Origin of the sequence: Glaesserella australis (assembly GCF_003260095.1) — a bacterium.
Taxonomy (GTDB): Bacteria; Pseudomonadota; Gammaproteobacteria; order Enterobacterales; family Pasteurellaceae; genus Glaesserella; species Glaesserella australis.
The window spans coordinates 16,238-33,905 of record NZ_PTPX01000002.1 but is presented as its reverse complement, the minus strand read 5'-3'; the positions used below and the strand labels follow the sequence as shown (position 1 = coordinate 33,905).

The window sequence follows — 17,668 nt, the reverse complement described above, 5'->3', positions numbered from 1 at the left end:
TACCAATGTCTTACCGCTTGTTGTTTTCAAACTGTCGATAAATCTTCTCTGCCCCTTGCCAAATACCGTGATCAAAGCAGTAAGTATATTTCAGTGGTATAGAAACAAGCGGTTGATTTTTAAAGAAATTCTGCAATAACGGATGAGAAAGCAATTCTGCTTGTTCATTGTAGCTTTGTTTATCCGTTAAAGAAATCAACACATTAGGCTGGCTTAACACCACTTTTTCAAGGGAAAAATTTTGCGGCGTAAGCGTGGTTTTTAAAGGCGTTAAGCCGAGCAAAGTCAGCAAGGTTTTGTAGTTCGGCTGTTGAGTATCTACCACACCAGTATCTGACAATATCAACGTATCAGTAAGCGGTCGGTTTAGGTGGAAATTTTGCAATTTTAATTGCGTGATAAGCTGTTCCGCTTTAGCTTCATTTTGTATTGCTTTACCTAAATCACTAATTAAATCAAACAGTTGCTCTGGCGTTTGGGGATTGTCGTTTATAGGTAAAATGTTTACACCCAGTTGTTTTAAGTCTGCAACAAGCTGCGGATAAAACTGCTCATTAATCAGCATTGTTTTATCCAAATAAGGTAAAAGCTGGCTTAATTGCGGTTCAAGGGTTGGTTTGTTCAGATTGACTTTATCCAACATCATCAACGGATTTTTGGAATAAGGCGACATCGCCGCAACTTGCTCAGGGCGAGCCAGTTCCATTAGCAAGCGGTCGCTACACAGGGTTAGCGAGACAAATTGCTGGCTTTGAGCGTTTTGTGGGTAAATAATGGAAAAAAACAGACCGCTTGTCAGCATGAATGGAGTGAGCTTATTTTTGCGTTGCATTGATTTTATACTGTTATCGATTACATTTCAGTGATACGGTTTTTCGCACAATTTCATTTATCTCATTCCTTCGATAAAAAAGGGCAAACGTTCATTTGCCCCTTATTTATATAGCGTTTAAATTAGAAACTGCCTTTTAAGCCGACATAAAGGTTGCGACCGTCTTGACCGTATTCAACTGCATTTTCATACTTTTTATTAAATAGGTTATTAACATTTGCATATACTTGAATATGTGGCATTACTTGATAATTAACACCTAAATTTACTAATGTGTAAGATGGCAATTTAACACGTTTTGATGGATAACTTCCCCAATAAGTATCAAGGCGTTTTCCAACATACGCTATATTTGCACTCGCACCAAGTTTATCCGTGACTTGATAAACGATACCTGCATTTGCAGTATGTTTAGGGCGGCGATCTAACTCTGTACCCACAACCCCTTTCTTATGATTGCCATTTTTACTTTGTGTGTAAGTGTAATTAGCATAGGCGGTCAATGTTTCTGTTAATTTCCCTTTATAAACAACTTCCACCCCTTTCACCTTAGTTTTGCCATCTGCATTGATTGCACGACTTACATTGGGGGATACCGCTTCACTGGTAATAAAATTATCTACAATGCGTGAAAAATAGGTGGTATCTAAACTATGCCATTTATTTGTTGTTTCAAGTAATAAACCGATTTCACCACCACGACTTTTCTCAGGTTTCAAATCTGGGTTGCCTAAGTAAGTTGCCGAATAACCGTAGTACTCGGTAAATGTTGGATTATGTACTGCGGTCCCAACACTTGCGTGAGCTTTTAAGTTGTCAGACAAACGATAAGCTCCCGCCAAACGTCCTGTAATACTGCTGTTAAATTTTGAGCTATCGGTAACACGCCCGCTTAATGAAAGACTATGATCTGTCTCTGTAAATAAGCGATATTCTGCTGCTAGGCTTTTTTCAGTCAGTTTTTGCTCTTTGAATGTCGAATATACAGAAGCTGATTCATAATGTGATTTTTGATATTCACCTAAAAGACTCACACCCTGTGTCACCGCACCATCACGATCAAAGTTAATATCTAATTGATATTGAGTAGCCAGTTTTTTCCAATCTTTTGAATAAGGATAAGCACTAAAATAGTTATAATCATTTTTGATGTGGCTAACATTCGCTTTATGTTTCAGCAAATCTTGATCATTACCCACATAACCACTTAATTTAAAAGTCGTTTCTCTCTCACGGAAATAATCTTTATCGGTTGCTTCTGAATATAAAGACGTATCATTTTGTGTAGTTTGAGAACGATGAGAAGCAAATACTTCAACACCTTTATGACTATCATCAAAACCTAAGCGTAATGATGTATTATCACGGTGAAATTTATCTCGTTCCACTGCTCCGCCCGTTGTAATTGATGTGCCATCTTGAGCAGTGTAGTTAAATTTATCTTTACTCATCACTGAAATGCCACGCGTACGATGACTATCGCCGTGTAGGGCATAATAGAAATTATTATGATGTCCTGATACCGTTGCAGAAGCATCATAAGTACCGTGTGAGCCAGTGCCGAAGTCAAAATCAACATTAAATGGTTTATCTTTATACAGTCCGCTCTTCGTTGTGATGTAAATTACACCACCAATCGCATCGCTTCCCCAAAGAGCCGATTGTTCTCCACGCAATATTTCAATACGCTCAATATTGCTTAAACTTAATCCACCAAAATCAAACGCATCACTTACAGGATTCATTTTAACCCCATCAATAACAACCGCTACGTGATTTGATTCGGCACCTCGTAAGAATAAGCTCGTCACAGCACCACGTCCACCATTTGCCCCAATCGCCACACCTGGCACAGTTTTCAACACATCGCTCACATAAGTGGCGTTGCGTTCAGCAAAATCTTTTTCGGTTAATACCGTGACGGCTGATGCAGTTTTATCTTGATTGACTGGCGTTGCATAAGCGGAATAGACATTTACTGTTTCTAATTCCACTTGAGCGAAGGCTAATGTAGATAGTGAGAATAGAATTGATGTTGTGATAAGATTTTTTTTCATATTGGATTCCTAAATAAAGACCTTAAACGTAAATATTATACACAAAAGTTCATTTATAAAGCTCATTACTCCATAAAAGATGGCATAAATTACGCTGAATATTTTTGTTATTCAACATGAAACATATTCATATTTAGAATATGAAAAGACGAAAAAACAAGCGGTCAGTTCAGGAGAAAAATTTGTAAAAATTTGCCTGAATCTGACCGCTTATCTTAGCAAGAAGAAATTACTCTTTTGATTTCCAAATAAGTGGATCTACACCACGGCGAATAAGCTCTGGGTGATCTTCAATTTTGAAGATAGGTTGCTCAATACCTGCTTTCACTTGTTTTTGGTAATCTTTTAAAATCACCCAAACAATCGGTGCAAGTAATACGATAGAAACCAAGTTAATCATTGCCATAGATGCCATAACCGTATCAGCAAATGCCCAAACGATACCGCCATCACGCACTGCACCAAAGTAAACAAAGAATAGGACGATTAAACGGAATGCCAAAACAACGCTTGGTTTGTTACGAATATAGCGAATATTATTTTCTGCATAAGCATAGTTACCGATAATTGAGGTATAGCAGAACAACAATAATGTGAATGCTAAGAAGTGTAATCCAAATTCGCCTACATGGAATTCCAACGCTTTTTGGGTTAACGACACGCCACGTAAAGATTCATTGCCGTAATCGTTAGACATTAAGATGATAATCGCTGTACAAGTACAAACCACGATGGTATCGACAAATACACCTAGCATTTGGATTAAACCTTGGCTTGCAGGGTGTTTCGCATCAGAGGTTGCAGCTGTATTTGGTGCAGAACCCATACCTGCTTCATTTGAGAATAAACCACGTTTAATCCCTTGTAACATCGCTTGTGAGAACAATGCACCAAACATACCGCCTGCCATTGCAGAGAAATCAAAAGCACTGGTAATAATATTGCTTAACACTTCAGGTACACGTTCAATGTTCATACCTAAAATAATCACTGCCATAATTAAATAGAACAATGCCATCATAGGAACGATTTTTGAAGAGACTTGACCAATGCGTTTTACTCCACCAAAAATAATCGCTGCAGTGATCACAACAAGAATAACACCAACATAATGCGGATCCCACTCCCATGCATTGCGAGTTGCTTCTACAATAGAGTTTGCTTGAACAGCATTAAAGGCAAAACCAAAAGTAAAGATAAGTGTGATTGCAAAGGCAATAGCAAGCCAAGGCGCTTTTAGGCCTTTTGCAATATAGTATGCCGGACCGCCACGAAACATACCGTTCGGATCACGAACTTTGAAAGCTTGAGCTAAAGAGGATTCAGCGAAAGCACTACTCATACCTACTAATGCCGTAATCCACATCCAGAACACAGCCCCAGGACCGCCAAGAGCGATTGCGGTTGCCACACCGCCAACGTTACCTACGCCTACACGACTTGCTAATCCCGTAGCGAATGCTTGGAATGGCGTTAGAGAATCACCATCTGCAGCACGACCAAACCACATTTCACGAATACTACGTGGTAATAAACGTAATTGAACTAAACCAGTGGTAATAGTAAAAAATAGACCGACACCTAAAAGGGTTAGAACCGTAATATCCCAAAGTGGACCATCAACTGTGTTAACGATCCACTTTAGCATACCTTCAAACAATGAAACGATGCTTTCCATTATTCAGACCTCATTTTAAAAATAAAGTCTGCATTTTAATGATTTTTTGTTTTTTGAAAAGATTTTTTAATTTATTTAATAAAAAAAGTTAATGATTCATTAACGTTTAAATAATAAATTACTACTTGTATCAAGCAAACTGCTATGAAATAAAGTAATACCAAAGATAATCAGGACTACTCCGACCAGTAACTTTCCATAGCGAGCAAATTGTTTATGCGTTGCAAAAGAGAGATACCATCGACCCGCTTTTACCGCTTTGTCTCGGGCAAATAAAACAATCCAAGCGAAAGCTGAAAGCATTAAGCCTGTGCCGACTGCCATTAACAAGGCGGAAAAAACACCCCACCAATAAAGATCAAGGGTATAGGCTAAAAACAGCACCAAAATCGCCCCAGAACAAGGGCGTAACCCGATACTGAAAATCAACATTGTAGTACTTTTCCAGTCCGTTGCCTTCTCTATTTCTGTTGAACTCGGTAAGTGCTTATGCCCACAGCCACAATGTGCCGAATGTTGATGATGTGGCAAGGTAACAAGCGGTAACTTTTGAGAAGTCTGTTGCAACTGCTTGATTTTAAAACCTTTCACTTGGGATTTTGTCCGTAAACCGCTCAAGGCTTGATAACAAAAATAAAGCCCAAATAGAGCCATAACAACAAAACTGCCCCGTTCAACCCATTTTAGCGTAAGGTTAAAATAGCTACGAGATAGGGTAAAAATCACCACAATCACGGTGACTAACGCAATCGCCACAAAACCTTGAACCAATGCAGAAAGTAAGGTGATTTTAACCGCTTGTGGCAGCTTGGTTTGCTCAAAAGAGAGATAACTGCTTAGAATAAATTTTCCATGTCCCGGACCAACTGCGTGAAACACCCCATAAATAAAGCTCACCGCCATTAAGGTTAGCCCTGCTTGCTGTTGATTTTCTTTCAATTGATTAAGCGACCCTGACAGAGCTACATTAAATTCACGTTGCCATTCGCTTACCTTAAACAAAATCAAAGGGTACGCCTGATAGATTGCAAAAATCGCTACCAATCCAACCGCTAGCCAAAGCAAATATGTTCGCTTTATTGACATACAATACTCACTTTTTGAGCAAATTGAGCCCCCAGCGACAGCCCTTTATTATCAGGCATATCTGGCGTTTCATTTTTATCCAACTTAGAAGCATATAAACGCAAGGATTGATTGACGGTCGGCTCAATCATTTCCACCTTGCAAAGCGACTGTTCAGTACTGCTCACATCGCTGGCTTTTTCATAATTCATCGCCAAATAGTAACTCGGTTCAAAGGTAAAAAAGCGGAAAGACTGCCCTTTCACTGCTTGTGGTTCAGCAAGTAGCAACGTGAAATGGTAAATAATACGATTGTGTTTAATCTCAACGGAAGATTTGTGCGGTCTGCCCTTAAATTTAACCGCTTGATTTTGCTGATTATATAGCTCACTGAAATAGTGTGTCCCCACCGCACTGTCGTCCAACTCTTTAAGAATTTTTGCCGTTGCTTGCTTTTTATCTTGGCTACTGTTGATTTCATAAATTAGTTCGGCGGATGTAATTTCATCAAGCATCCAGCTTAGCTCAAAGCCGTCTAATTTGTCTTGGTTAATTAAGACCTTATTTTTCATATCGAGAAAGGAATGGGGGTGAGCAAAGATCGATGTAGATAACAATATTGAAAAGAGAACAGTAAAAAAACGGTGGAGCATTTGGGATCCTTATTGAAAATAGTTTCCCCCTTTGAAGGGGTAGAATTTCCTATTGTAGGGACACACTGCGTGTGTCTGCAATCAATAATCAACAAATAAAATCGGACGAACGCATAAACGGACACACGCAGTGTGTCCCTACCCTTGCATTGGAAAAAAGAAGAAATTAAACCTAATAACTTATCTTTAAAAAAGAGAAACACTATATATCGACAAAAAACCTGCCGTTTTGTTCCTACAAAAAAGCGAACAGACAAAAATCTGTTCGCTATAAAATAAGGCTGAGTCGGTCGATAAGCCGAGTTCTGTCGTGGACAATCATTCCTCTAGGCGTACATTCACACATACGCTCAAGCAACCTACCCGAATCCCAAGCGGGCAACTCGTTGGATTCCTATTTGGTCTTGCTACGAGTGGAGTTTACCGTGCCGTGAAATGTTACCACTCACGCGGTGCGCTCTTACCGCACCCTTTCACCCTTACCAGCCGAAACTGGCGGTCTGCTCTCTGTTGCACTAGTCGTAGGCTCACGCCTCCCAGACGTTATCTGGCACTCTGCCCTTTGTAGCTCGGACTTTCCTCTCGTTTACTTGTCCCACTAGGTCGTTTTGCAACGGTTAAGGGCTTCAATAAACCAGCGATTGTCTAACCAACTCAGGGCGGCGAGTATAGCGGATTTACAAACTTTTGCCAAGAAGTGACCGCTTGTTTTATCTTAATACTATATTCAGCTATAATGCACCAATTTTTTAATATCAAAAGGAATAACCATGTTTGAACTCAACCCTATAAAAAACCAACTTACCGATCTTGCTGAACGCACAAATACACTTCGGGGGTATCTTTGACTTTGATCTGAAAGTCGAGCGTTTAGAAGAAGTCAATGCCGAATTAGAACAACCTGATGTGTGGAATAACGCTGAAAAAGCCCAAGCTTTAGGCAAAGAGCGTGTTACCTTAGAAGCAATCGTCAATACGATTAAAGAGTTAGATCAAGGCATTGAAGATGTTGAAGGCTTGATTGAACTGGCGGTCGAAGCCGAAGACGAAGAAACCTTTAACGAAGCCCAACAAGAAGCCAATCAATTAGAAGAAAAACTGGCATTGTTAGAGTTTCGCCGAATGTTTAGCGGCCCGCACGATGCGGCAGATTGTTATGTGGATTTACAGGCAGGTTCGGGTGGCACAGAAGCTCAAGACTGGACGGAAATGTTGCTACGTATGTATTTACGTTGGGCGGAAAGCAAAGGGTTCAAAACCGAGCTTATCGAAGTTTCGGACGGCGATGTGGCAGGCTTAAAATCAGCGACTATTCGAGTTTCAGGCGAATATGCGTTTGGTTGGTTAAGAACCGAAACAGGTATTCACCGTTTAGTACGTAAAAGCCCGTTTGACTCAAATAACCGCCGCCATACCTCTTTTGCGGCAGCATTCGTTTACCCTGAAGTCGATGATGATTTCGATATTGAAATCAACCCTGCGGATCTGCGTATTGACGTTTATCGTGCGTCAGGAGCGGGCGGTCAGCACGTCAATAAAACCGAATCAGCGGTGCGAATTACCCATATACCGTCGGGGATTGTGGTGCAATGTCAAAACGGACGTTCGCAACATCAAAACAAAGATCAGGCGATGAAACAACTCAAAGCCAAATTGTATGAAATGGAATTGATGAAAAAGAATGCTGAAAAACAGGCGTTGGAAGAGAGCAAATCCGACATTGGCTGGGGCAGTCAAATCCGTTCTTATGTATTAGACGATTCTCGTATCAAAGACTTACGCACAGGCGTTGAAAACCGCAATACCCAAGCGGTGTTAGACGGCGATTTAGATAAGTTTATTGAAGCGAGTTTGAAGGCAGGATTGTAATTTCTTTCCTTTATATCAAACCATACCGATGCTGATTATCAGCATCGGTTTTTAGTAGAAGTTATCCACTACTCTTCAATCTTCAACGCTGATGAGAAGCTCTGTAAGCCTTTCACATTACCTGTCTTTGCCATCACCTGTAATGCTTGTGTTGGTACGTGGAGTAATTGGTTGGTGAGTTTATAGCTCAATTCATTCAACACTTTTTCACTTTCTTGCCCCTGTGCTAAGGCATGAAGTGCTTTTTCTAGCAAGTCTACACGAATTTGCTCTGCATTTTGGCGATAATGTTTAATCAAATTGGTAGATTGTTGTTGCTTCAACCAAGCAAAGAAATCTTTTGCTTCTTCTGCAACAATTTCTTTGGCTTGCTCAGCGGCTTGTTCACGTTGTGCTAAATTTTGCTGAATGATATTTTGTAAATCATCAACGCTATAAGCATAAACACTATCAAGCTCCCCTGCTTTTTCATCAATATCACGCGGGACAGCAATATCAATCAACAACATCGGGTCAAAACGACGCTGTTTCTGCGCTATTTCAACCATCTCTTTGCTGATTAACATATCAGGGCTACCTGTCGAGCTAATCACAACATCCGCTTGGTTTAAGCCAACTTGCAATGCACTAAGCGATAAAATCTGCATTGGCATATCAAGTTTTTCAGCTAACATTTCCGCACGAATATGAGTACGGTTAGCAATCATGATATTTTGAGCGCCATTTTGGATCAAATAACGAGCAACCAATTCAATGGTTTCGCCTGCGCCTACAAGTAAAAAGCGAAGTTTTTTGAAATCATCAAAAATTTGGCGAGCCAATCCACAAGCAGCATAGGCAACAGACACAGCACTACTACCAATTTCCGTTTCAGAACGTACCCGTTTTGCTGTGGCAAAGGTTTTTTGGAATAAACGAGAAAGATTAGTTGAAACTGCACCGCCATGTGCATGGTAAAAGGTTTCACTGTCCTGATAGGCTTGTTTAACCTGCCCTAAAATTTGCGGCTCACCCAAAATTAATGAATCCAAACCACTGGCGACACTCATTAAATGATTCGCTGCTTCTAGGTTTTGCTTAAAGTAATAAGCTTTGCTTAATTCATCTTTATCTAACTGGTGAATATCCGCAAACCAATTGAAACATTGCTCACGCCAAGCAATGTTATCAGGGTGATCTTCTTGTGGCGGCACATCAGGCTGATGAAAATAGAGTTCAGTACGGTTACAGGTAGATAGGATAACAACACTTTCAGCAATGTTCTGATCACGAACTTCTTCAAGGGCTCGTTGACGTTTTTCTTCTACAAACGCCACCTTTTCTCTCAAACCAACTGATGCTGTTTTATGATTAATACCTAATGCTAGAATTGTCATTGCTACCCACAAAATAAAATGAAGTGAAATCCGTCACTTAAAAAACGGGGGCTATTCTAATAAATCGGCTTAGCTCGTGCAAATAATTGTCTTGATAGGTTTGATTTATAACAAAACCGTAACAAATTATTGTGATAACAAGCGGTGAGATTTCTGTAAATTTTTGCAAATTCATAAAATAAGCAATATTTTGGAATGAATTAAGCTATAATGCTTTACATTCATTTAAGATTGTCAAAATCTGTCAAGAATCCTTTCTATATTAAGCGTTATGGAGGACTTATGGTTGCGATTCGTCATTCACACCAACTCGATCTAAATAATTTCGAGCTCGCCAGTTGGAGTGCAGGGTTACAAATGTCGCCCATAACCTTTGAGCAACTATTAATCGCTTGGCGCTATTCACAAGAAAAACTCGAACTTGAACAAACTCACCTACTCTGGTTTGGCATTGAAATGGTCGAGATTTTACATGGTTTGAATATGGATGATGATAGCCTTGTGGCTGCACTGCTCTTCCCGCTTGTCAAACAAAATATTATCGATTTAGTGCAAGTTAAAGAACATTTTGGCAACGATGTAAAAAATCTCGTCAAAGGCGTTTGGGAAATGGATAACGTTCGCCAGCTCAATGCCAGCCATGCTTCTGATTTACAGATCGACAATATCCGCCGTATGCTGTTGGCAATGGTCGATGATTTCCGTTGCGTTGTAATTAAATTGGCTGAACGCATTGTTTATCTAAGAGATACCGAGCGTTTAAGCGAAGAAGATCTTGTCTTGGCAGCAAAAGAGTGCTCGCATATTTATGCTCCTCTTGCCAATCGTTTAGGTATTGGTCAGTTAAAATGGGAGCTTGAAGATTACTGCTTCAGAGCCTTACACCCACAAGAATATCGTCAAATTGCCAAATACGATCTCGCAGAACGCCGTTTAGATCGTGAAAAATATATTACAAATTTTGTTGAAGATCTTACCGCTTGTATTCAAGAAGAAGTCGAAGATGTTCAGGTGTATGGACGACCAAAACACATCTATAGCATCTGGAAAAAAATGCAGAAGAAAAAACTGCGTTTTAATCAACTCTTTGATGTACGTGCTGTACGAGTGATTGTTCAGAATTTACAAGATTGCTATACCGCTCTTGGTATTGTGCATACAAACTACAAACATCTCCCAGAACATTTTGATGACTATATTGCTAACCCGAAACCAAATGGGTATCAGTCCATTCATACTGTGGTATTAGGAGAAGGCGATAAAACCATTGAAGTACAGATTCGTACACAAAAAATGCATGATGATGCCGAGCTTGGTGTAGCAGCACACTGGAAATATAAAGAAGATGCTGCAGCAGGGCGTTCTGGCTATGAAGAAAAAATCGTGTGGCTACGTAAACTTCTTGATTGGCAAAAAGATATTGCGGATTCTGGTGATGTGGTTGAAGAGATGCGTAGTCAAATTTTTGATGATCGTGTTTATGTCTTTACGCCTAAAGGAGAAGTGGTAGATCTCCCTAAAAACGCCACACCGCTTGATTTTGCCTACTCGATTCATAGTGAAGTGGGGCATCGTTGTATTGGTGCGAAAGTTGCAGGGAGAATTGTGCCGTTCACCTATATTTTACAAATGGGTGATCAGGTTGAGATTATTACACAAAAAAATCCTAATCCAAGCCGAGATTGGCTCATACCAAGTCAAGGCTTTGTGAATACACCAAGAGCAAGATCGAAAATTATTGCCTGGTTTAAAAAGCTCGACCGTGAAAAAAACATCCCTCTCGGTAAAGAGATGCTAGAAGCGGAGATGGCGAAATTCAATTTTACGCAGAAGCAAATTGAAGAGCTTGCCTTACCACGTTATAACTTAAAACAAGTAGATGATCTTTATGCTGGGATTGGTGGCGGTGATATCCGATTACATCAATTAATGCATTATTTGCAAAGTAAGCTGATTAAAACAACGGCGGAGCAAGCCGATGAAGCGATTCTTAAACACGTGGCGAATAAAGTCCAACAGCCACAAAAAAGCCGTAGCGGTTTTGTGGTGGTCGAGGGGGTTGGAAATCTGATGCACCATATCGCCCGTTGTTGCCAACCGATACCGGGCGATGAAATTGTCGGCTATATTACGCAAGGGCGAGGCATTTCCATTCACCGAGCCGATTGCGAACAACTCTTTGATCTACAAAGCAGTAGCCCTGAACGTGTGGTAGAAGCAGAATGGGGCAATAATTATGCGATGGGTAAATTTAACCTAACGATCCGGGTAATCGCCAATGACCGTAATGGCTTATTACGAGATGTAAGCGGTATTATGGCAAATGAAAAAGTGAATGTACTTGGCGTTTCAAGCCGTACTGATACCAAACGCTCAATCGCAACAATCGATATTCAAATTGAGTTAAATAACGTGGAAATGTTAGACAAATTACTCAATCGCATAGCACAAATTGATGATGTAATTGATGCGAAAAGATTGTCGAATTAACCTTTACAAATGAATAGGAATAAAAATGCTTTCTTCTCTTTCTTCACAAGAAAAACAGCTTCGCCAAGATGCAATGCACTTTGCGATAAATAATAATGCCCTTGAGGGTTTAATCGTCAGTGAACAAGCTAAATCTCTCTTTTCTCGTTGGATTGACGGGGAAATTACATTAGAGCAAGCTGAGAAAGAAATATATGCGTTATGGCGGAAATGATCATTATCTTGATGAAAATGGTGTGCTTAAAAACAAGCTCGGAGCGAAAACAGCAGACGAACTTGAGAATATTGAAAAAGATCTTACCGCTTTTCGCATTGCTTATTTGCAACGGTATCCGATAAATGCTCATTTTGATTTAGCACATTTACAAGCAATTCATAAATATATATTTTCCCCCATTTATGAATGGGCGGGTGAAATACGAGATGGTTCTCTATCAAAAGGCAATTCTGTATTCACCTTTCCACATCGGATTGAGCCAGAATTAAATAAGTTATTTAATCAGCTTAAAAATGAAAATTATCTTATTGGTTTAGATAAAGAAAATATAATTAAACGCCTTGCATTTTATTTAGGTGAAATCAATGTACATCACCCATTTCGAGAGGGAAACGGACGAGTTCAGCGTTTATTTATTGCTGAACTTGCTCAAAAGGCTGGATATAAATTAGATTTTTCGTTTGTTTCTCAAGATGAGATGATTTCAGCATCCATTCTTGTTTTAACAAAAATGAATTACACACAATTAGAAGATATTATTTCACGTTCAATCACCCCTATAAATTAAAAAATAAGGACAACCTACTTCAATGCAAAAATTAGTGATTTTAGGCTCTACAGGTTCTATCGGCAAAAGCACGCTTTCTGTGGTCGATCATAACCCTGAAAAATATCAAGTATTCGCTCTAGTCGGCGGAAAAAATGTCGAATTAATGACAGAACAATGCCAACAATACCACCCCCGTTTTGTTGCGTTAGACGATGAACAAGCAGCTACAAAATTAAGGGCAAATCTCACCGCTTGTCAGTTAAATATTGAAGTCCTTTCAGGGCAAAAAGCGATTTGTGAATTGGCTTCACACTCTGAAGTGGATATGGTCATGGCGGCGATTGTTGGGGCGGCTGGTTTATTGCCAACACTTTCGGCGGTGCAAGCGGGCAAAAAAGTGTTGCTAGCAAATAAAGAATCCCTTGTGACTTGCGGACAGATTTTTATTGATGAAGCCCGTAAATCAGGGGCGAAACTGTTGCCTGTCGATAGCGAACATAATGCAATTTTTCAGTCGTTGCCACCTGAAGCGCAACAAAAAGTCGGTTTCTGCCCGCTTGCAGAGCTTGGGGTGAGCAAAATTATTCTAACAGGTTCGGGCGGCCCTTTCCGCACTAAGCCGTTAGACGAATTTAGTGCGATTACCCCTGCTCAAGCGGTGGCTCACCCGAACTGGTCAATGGGTAAAAAGATTTCCGTTGATTCCGCCACAATGATGAATAAAGGCTTGGAATATATCGAAGCTCGTTGGCTATTTAACGCATCAGCGGACGAAATGGAGATTATCATTCACCCGCAATCAATTATTCACTCCATGGTGCGTTATATTGACGGCAGTGTGATCGCTCAAATGGGGAATCCTGATATGCGAACACCGATTGCTCACACAATGGCGTATCCTGAACGGATTAACGCTGGTGTTGCCCCGTTGGATTTCTTCAAACTTAAAGAACTTACCTTTATTGAACCTGACTTTGCTCGCTATCCTAACTTAAAATTAGCGATTGACGCTTTTGCCGAAGGGCAATACGCCACAACAGCGATGAATGCGGCAAATGAAGTGGCAGTAGAAGCCTTTTTAAATGAGCAAATTCGCTTTACTGATATTGTAGAAGTCAATCGTGCCGTAGTAGAAAATATAGCACCAATTCAAGTAAAAGAAATTGCTGATGTATTGCATATCGACAAACTTGCCAGAGAGATAGCCACACAACATATTATTACGCTATAACAAAAATCCCCATTATATTCATCATATAACGGGGATTTTTGAATTAGTTTGGATACAAATTATTTTGCACAGCCGCAAGTATTTACTTTGTCTTCAAAACGACGAGCAGCTTCGTCCCAGTTCACTACATTCCAGAATGTTTTAATATAGTCTGGACGGCGATTTTGATAGTTTAAGTAGTAAGCATGTTCCCACACATCTAAACCTAAAATTGGATAGCCAGAAACACCCGCTACATCTTTGCCCATTAATGGAGAATCTTGGTTAGCCGTTGAAACAACCGCTAATTTGCCGTCTTCTAACACTAACCATGCCCAACCAGAGCCAAAACGGGTTGCTGCCGCTTGTTCAAATTGTGCTTGGAATGCTTCAACAGAGCCAAAGTCACGAACGATCGCATCTTTTAATGCGCCTTGTAACGTTGTACCTGTTTTTAAACCTTTCCAGAATAATGTATGGTTTACGTGACCGCCGACGTTGTTACGTACTGCAACACGTTTTTCTGCTGGAACTTGCTCAAGGTTTGCAATTAATTTACCTGGGCATTGTTCAAGTAATTCAGGATATGCTTCTAATGCAGCATTTGCATTATTGATATACGCTTGGTGGTGTTTAGAGTGGTGGATTTCCATTGTTTTTGCATCGAAATGCGGCTCTAACGCATCATAAGCGTAGCCTAATTCTGGTAATGTGTATGCCATTTTCTGTTCCTCAAAAAATAATTGGTAAAATTTGAGTATAAACTCACCGCTTATAGTATCAAAAACTCTATTCGGAATATAGATTTTTTTGATCTAACGCAAAAATTATCTCTTTATCAAAAAAATTTTTTCTTTTTTTAAAATCACCTTTCTTTTTAATATAAATAAATCCAATTTTTCAACAAAAACTATTTGACAAATCTATCGTTTTAGACGATTCTTCCACCTGTTTTTCACACTAATTTTAGAGATTAACTATGAACCGTTTTTCTATGACAACCATTACTACGATTATGACCATTATGTGCAAACATAGTGCGGGTATTCGTGGCTAGAAAACGGAAAGAACAAGATTCACAGAAACCCGCTTATACAAGCGGGTTTTTTTGTATGAAAATTTTCAATATCAAATTTGCAAACATTTAACTTTCTTCAGGAGAAACCTATGCGAGTTCTAAAATTTGGCGGTACTTCTTTAGCCAATCCAGAGCGTTTTTTACAGGCGGCCGACATCATCGAAAAGGCACATTTGGCAGATCAAGCCGCTGGCGTATTATCCGCCCCAGCCAAAATCACTAACCATCTCGTCGCCATTGTCGATAAAGCCCAAGCCGGCGAATCTTACGAATCTCATCTCACCGAAGCCACCGATATTTTCAACAACATCATCAACGGACTTTATGCCGTCAATCAGAACTTCGACCGTGAAGGGTTAAGTGCCTTTATCAAAGCAGAATTAGACGATATTTGTCGCATTGCAGCTGAAGCGGCTCAAAACAAATTCTGCCCTGATAATGTGGGCGCAACGGTGCATAGCCGTGGCGAAAAGCTCTCAATTGCAATGATGAAAGCCTGGTTTGAAGCCAAAGGTTATGAAGTAACTCGCATCGATCCTGTGGAAAAATTATTAGCGCATGGTAGCTATTTAGAATCTTCTGTGGATATTGCGGAATCAACCAAACGTGTAGAAGCTCTTTCTATTCCGAAGAAAAATGTGGTGTTAATGGCAGGTTTTACCGCAGGGAATGAACAAGGCGAATTAGTGTTACTCGGTCGTAACGGTTCAGACTATTCCGCTGCGTGTTTGGCAGCGTGCTTAAAAGCAGATGTGTGTGAAATTTGGACGGATGTGGACGGCGTTTATACTTGCGACCCTCGTTTAGTACCAGATGCAATTTGTTTAGAATCAATGAGTTACCAAGAAGCGATGGAGCTTTCTTACTTTGGTGCGAAAGTGATCCACCCTCGTACTATCGGTCCGTTAGTGCCGTTAAATATTCCGTGTTTAATTAAAAATACGCACAATCCTGACGCAAAAGGCACGATCATTGATGGCAATGTAGTCAATGACAATCTCAAAGTGAAAGGAATCACTAACCTTGATAACGTGGCGATGTTTAACGTATCGGGTTCGGGTATGCAAGGTATGGTCGGTATGGCGGCTCGAGTGTTTACCGCAATGTCGCAAGCGGGTATTTCCGTCAATTTAATTACACAATCATCATCTGAATATAGCATTAGTTTCTGTGTGCCAGTCAAAGCGGTAGAGAAAGCCCTTTGTGCGTTAAACAATACCTTTGCACAAGAGTTAAAAGAAGGTTCGCTCGATCCTGTTGAAGTGATTAAAGATCTCTCTATCGTGTCGGTGGTGGGCGATGGAATGCGTACTGCCAAAGGGATTGCAGCTCGTTTCTTCTCGGCATTAGCTCAAGCGAATATCAGTATTGTGGCGATTGCTCAAGGTTCTTCGGAGCGTTCTATTTCAGCGGTTGTGCCGTTAAACAAAGCGATTGAAGCGGTAAAAGCAACACATAAAGCGTTGTTTAATAATAAAAAAGTGGTTGATGTCTTTTTAGTCGGCGTTGGTGGTGTTGGTGGTGAGTTAATCGAGCAAATCAAAAGCCAAAAGGAGTATCTCGCAAAAAAGGACATTGAAATCCGAGTTTGTGCATTAGCAAACTCAAATAAGATGCTGTTAGATCAAAACGGATTAAGTTTGGAAAACTGGCGTACTGATTTAGAGTCCGCAACTCAGCCTTCTGATTTTGATGTGTTACTTTCATTCATCAAATTACACCACGTAGTAAACCCTGTGTTTGTCGATTGCACAACCGCTCAATCGGTAGCAAATCTTTATGCTCGAGCGTTAAAAGAAGGTTTCCACGTGATTACGCCAAACAAAAAAGCAAATACTTCGAGCTACGCTTACTATCAAGAGATGCGTGACAATGCCCGGCAAAGTCAGCATAAATTCCTGTATGAAACCAATGTAGGTGCAGGTTTGCCAGTGATTGAGAACTTACAAAACTTACTCGCAGCAGGGGACGAAGTAGAAAAATTTGAAGGGATTTTATCCGGCTCACTTTCCTTTATTTTCGGAAAACTAGAAGAAGGATTAACCCTTTCACAAGCGACTTTAATCGCCAAAGAGAAAGGCTTTACTGAACCTGATCCGCGTGATGATTTATCAGGTCAAGACGTAGCTCGTAAGCTGTTAATTTTGGCTCGTGAGTGTGGTTATGCGTTAGAACTTGACGATATTGAAGTCGAAGGTGTGTTACCAAAAGGTTTCTCTGAAGGAAAAACTGCTGATGAATTTCTAGCGATGCTCCCTGAACTTGATGCTGAATTTGCAAAACGTATCGAGAAAGCGACCGCTTGTGGCAATGTGTTACGCTATGTGGGAGCGATTGAAAACGGAAAATGCCGTGTCGCCATCAAAGAAGTAAATGGCGATGACCCGCTCTATAAAGTGAAAAATGGCGAAAACGCATTGGCGTTCTACACCCGTTATTACAGCCCAATTCCGCTCTTATTGCGTGGTTACGGGGCAGGTAATGATGTAACAGCTGCGGGTATTTTTGCTGATATTTTACGCACATTAAACTAAGTGACATTAGGTCACATCTGCATAAGCTATGGTAGGGGCGGGGTTTATCCCCGCCCGAA

At 40.3% G+C, this 17,668-nt stretch carries 13 protein-coding genes and 1 other RNA gene; 6 read left to right on the top strand and 8 right to left on the bottom strand.

The genetic code is table 11. The annotated features are described in order from the left end of the window. Window positions 1–10: 10 nt before the first annotated feature. From C5N92_RS00985 to rnpB, 6 genes are all read right to left on the bottom strand, one after another. Window positions 11–802, bottom strand: coding sequence for a substrate-binding domain-containing protein (locus C5N92_RS00985; RefSeq protein WP_111749201.1), 792 nt, complete (start codon window positions 800–802; stop codon window positions 11–13). A 152-nt stretch (window positions 803–954) separates the two neighbouring features. Beyond that, window positions 955–2,889 (bottom strand): TonB-dependent receptor plug domain-containing protein, encoded by a 1,935-nt coding sequence (locus C5N92_RS00980; RefSeq protein ID WP_111749022.1) that lies wholly within the window; start codon window positions 2,887–2,889, stop codon window positions 955–957. Between the two features lie 229 nt (window positions 2,890–3,118). After that, a complete protein-coding gene (locus tag C5N92_RS00975) occupies window positions 3,119–4,567 on the bottom strand; it encodes an alanine/glycine:cation symporter family protein (protein ID WP_111749021.1) in 1,449 nt (482 codons plus the stop codon). A gap of 99 nt (window positions 4,568–4,666) precedes the next feature. Further along, window positions 4,667–5,653 carry a nickel/cobalt transporter gene (locus C5N92_RS00970; RefSeq protein WP_111749020.1) on the bottom strand — a complete coding sequence of 329 codons (987 nt, stop codon included), beginning with the start codon at window positions 5,651–5,653 and terminating at the stop codon, window positions 4,667–4,669. Beyond that, window positions 5,644–6,285 (bottom strand): DUF1007 family protein, encoded by a 642-nt coding sequence (locus C5N92_RS00965; protein WP_111749019.1) that lies wholly within the window; start codon window positions 6,283–6,285, stop codon window positions 5,644–5,646. Before C5N92_RS00965 ends, C5N92_RS00970 begins: the two co-directional genes overlap by 10 nt. A 278-nt stretch (window positions 6,286–6,563) precedes the next feature. Next, an RNA gene (gene rnpB, locus C5N92_RS00960) (RNase P RNA component class A) lies at window positions 6,564–6,942 on the bottom strand. Window positions 6,943–7,055: 113 nt separating this feature from the next. On the opposite strand from rnpB, the gene prfB reads away from it, so the two are divergent. Continuing rightward, a protein-coding gene (gene prfB, locus C5N92_RS00955) for a peptide chain release factor 2 (RefSeq protein ID WP_111749018.1) occupies window positions 7,056–8,154 on the top strand; the annotation gives its coding sequence in 2 pieces (ribosomal slippage) (window positions 7,056–7,130 and window positions 7,132–8,154; 1,098 coding nt in all). A 68-nt stretch (window positions 8,155–8,222) separates the two neighbouring features. Here prfB and hemA read toward each other — a convergent pair. Next, the gene (gene hemA, locus C5N92_RS00950) at window positions 8,223–9,530 is read right to left on the bottom strand and encodes a glutamyl-tRNA reductase (protein ID WP_111749017.1); all 1,308 of its coding nucleotides are present in this window, start codon (window positions 9,528–9,530) and stop codon (window positions 8,223–8,225) included. 282 nt (window positions 9,531–9,812) lie between these two features. On the opposite strand from hemA, the gene relA reads away from it, so the two are divergent. From relA to ispC, 4 genes are read left to right on the top strand one after another with little or no spacing between them, the layout of a single operon-like run. Further along, entirely contained in the window at window positions 9,813–12,020 is a 2,208-nt protein-coding gene (relA, locus tag C5N92_RS00945; protein ID WP_111749016.1) for a GTP diphosphokinase, read from the top strand. 25 nt (window positions 12,021–12,045) lie between these two features. Further along, the gene (locus C5N92_RS00940) at window positions 12,046–12,234 is read left to right on the top strand and encodes an antitoxin VbhA family protein (protein WP_111749015.1); all 189 of its coding nucleotides are present in this window, start codon (window positions 12,046–12,048) and stop codon (window positions 12,232–12,234) included. Beyond that, window positions 12,215–12,805 carry a Fic/DOC family protein gene (locus C5N92_RS00935; RefSeq protein WP_111749014.1) on the top strand — a complete coding sequence of 197 codons (591 nt, stop codon included), beginning with the start codon at window positions 12,215–12,217 and terminating at the stop codon, window positions 12,803–12,805. Before C5N92_RS00940 ends, C5N92_RS00935 begins: the two co-directional genes overlap by 20 nt. A 22-nt stretch (window positions 12,806–12,827) precedes the next feature. After that, a complete protein-coding gene (gene ispC / locus C5N92_RS00930; RefSeq protein WP_111749013.1) occupies window positions 12,828–14,018 on the top strand; it encodes a 1-deoxy-D-xylulose-5-phosphate reductoisomerase in 1,191 nt (396 codons plus the stop codon). 59 nt (window positions 14,019–14,077) lie between these two features. On the opposite strand, the gene sodA is transcribed toward ispC, so the two are convergent. Continuing rightward, complete coding sequence (sodA, locus tag C5N92_RS00925) at window positions 14,078–14,719, bottom strand: superoxide dismutase [Mn] (protein WP_111749012.1); 642 nt, start codon at window positions 14,717–14,719, stop codon at window positions 14,078–14,080. A 445-nt stretch (window positions 14,720–15,164) separates the two neighbouring features. Here sodA and thrA point away from each other — a divergent pair, with 445 nt between their 5' ends. Further along, window positions 15,165–17,609 carry a bifunctional aspartate kinase/homoserine dehydrogenase I gene (thrA, locus tag C5N92_RS00920; RefSeq protein ID WP_111749011.1) on the top strand — a complete coding sequence of 815 codons (2,445 nt, stop codon included), beginning with the start codon at window positions 15,165–15,167 and terminating at the stop codon, window positions 17,607–17,609. The last annotated feature ends 59 nt before the right edge of the window (window positions 17,610–17,668 follow it).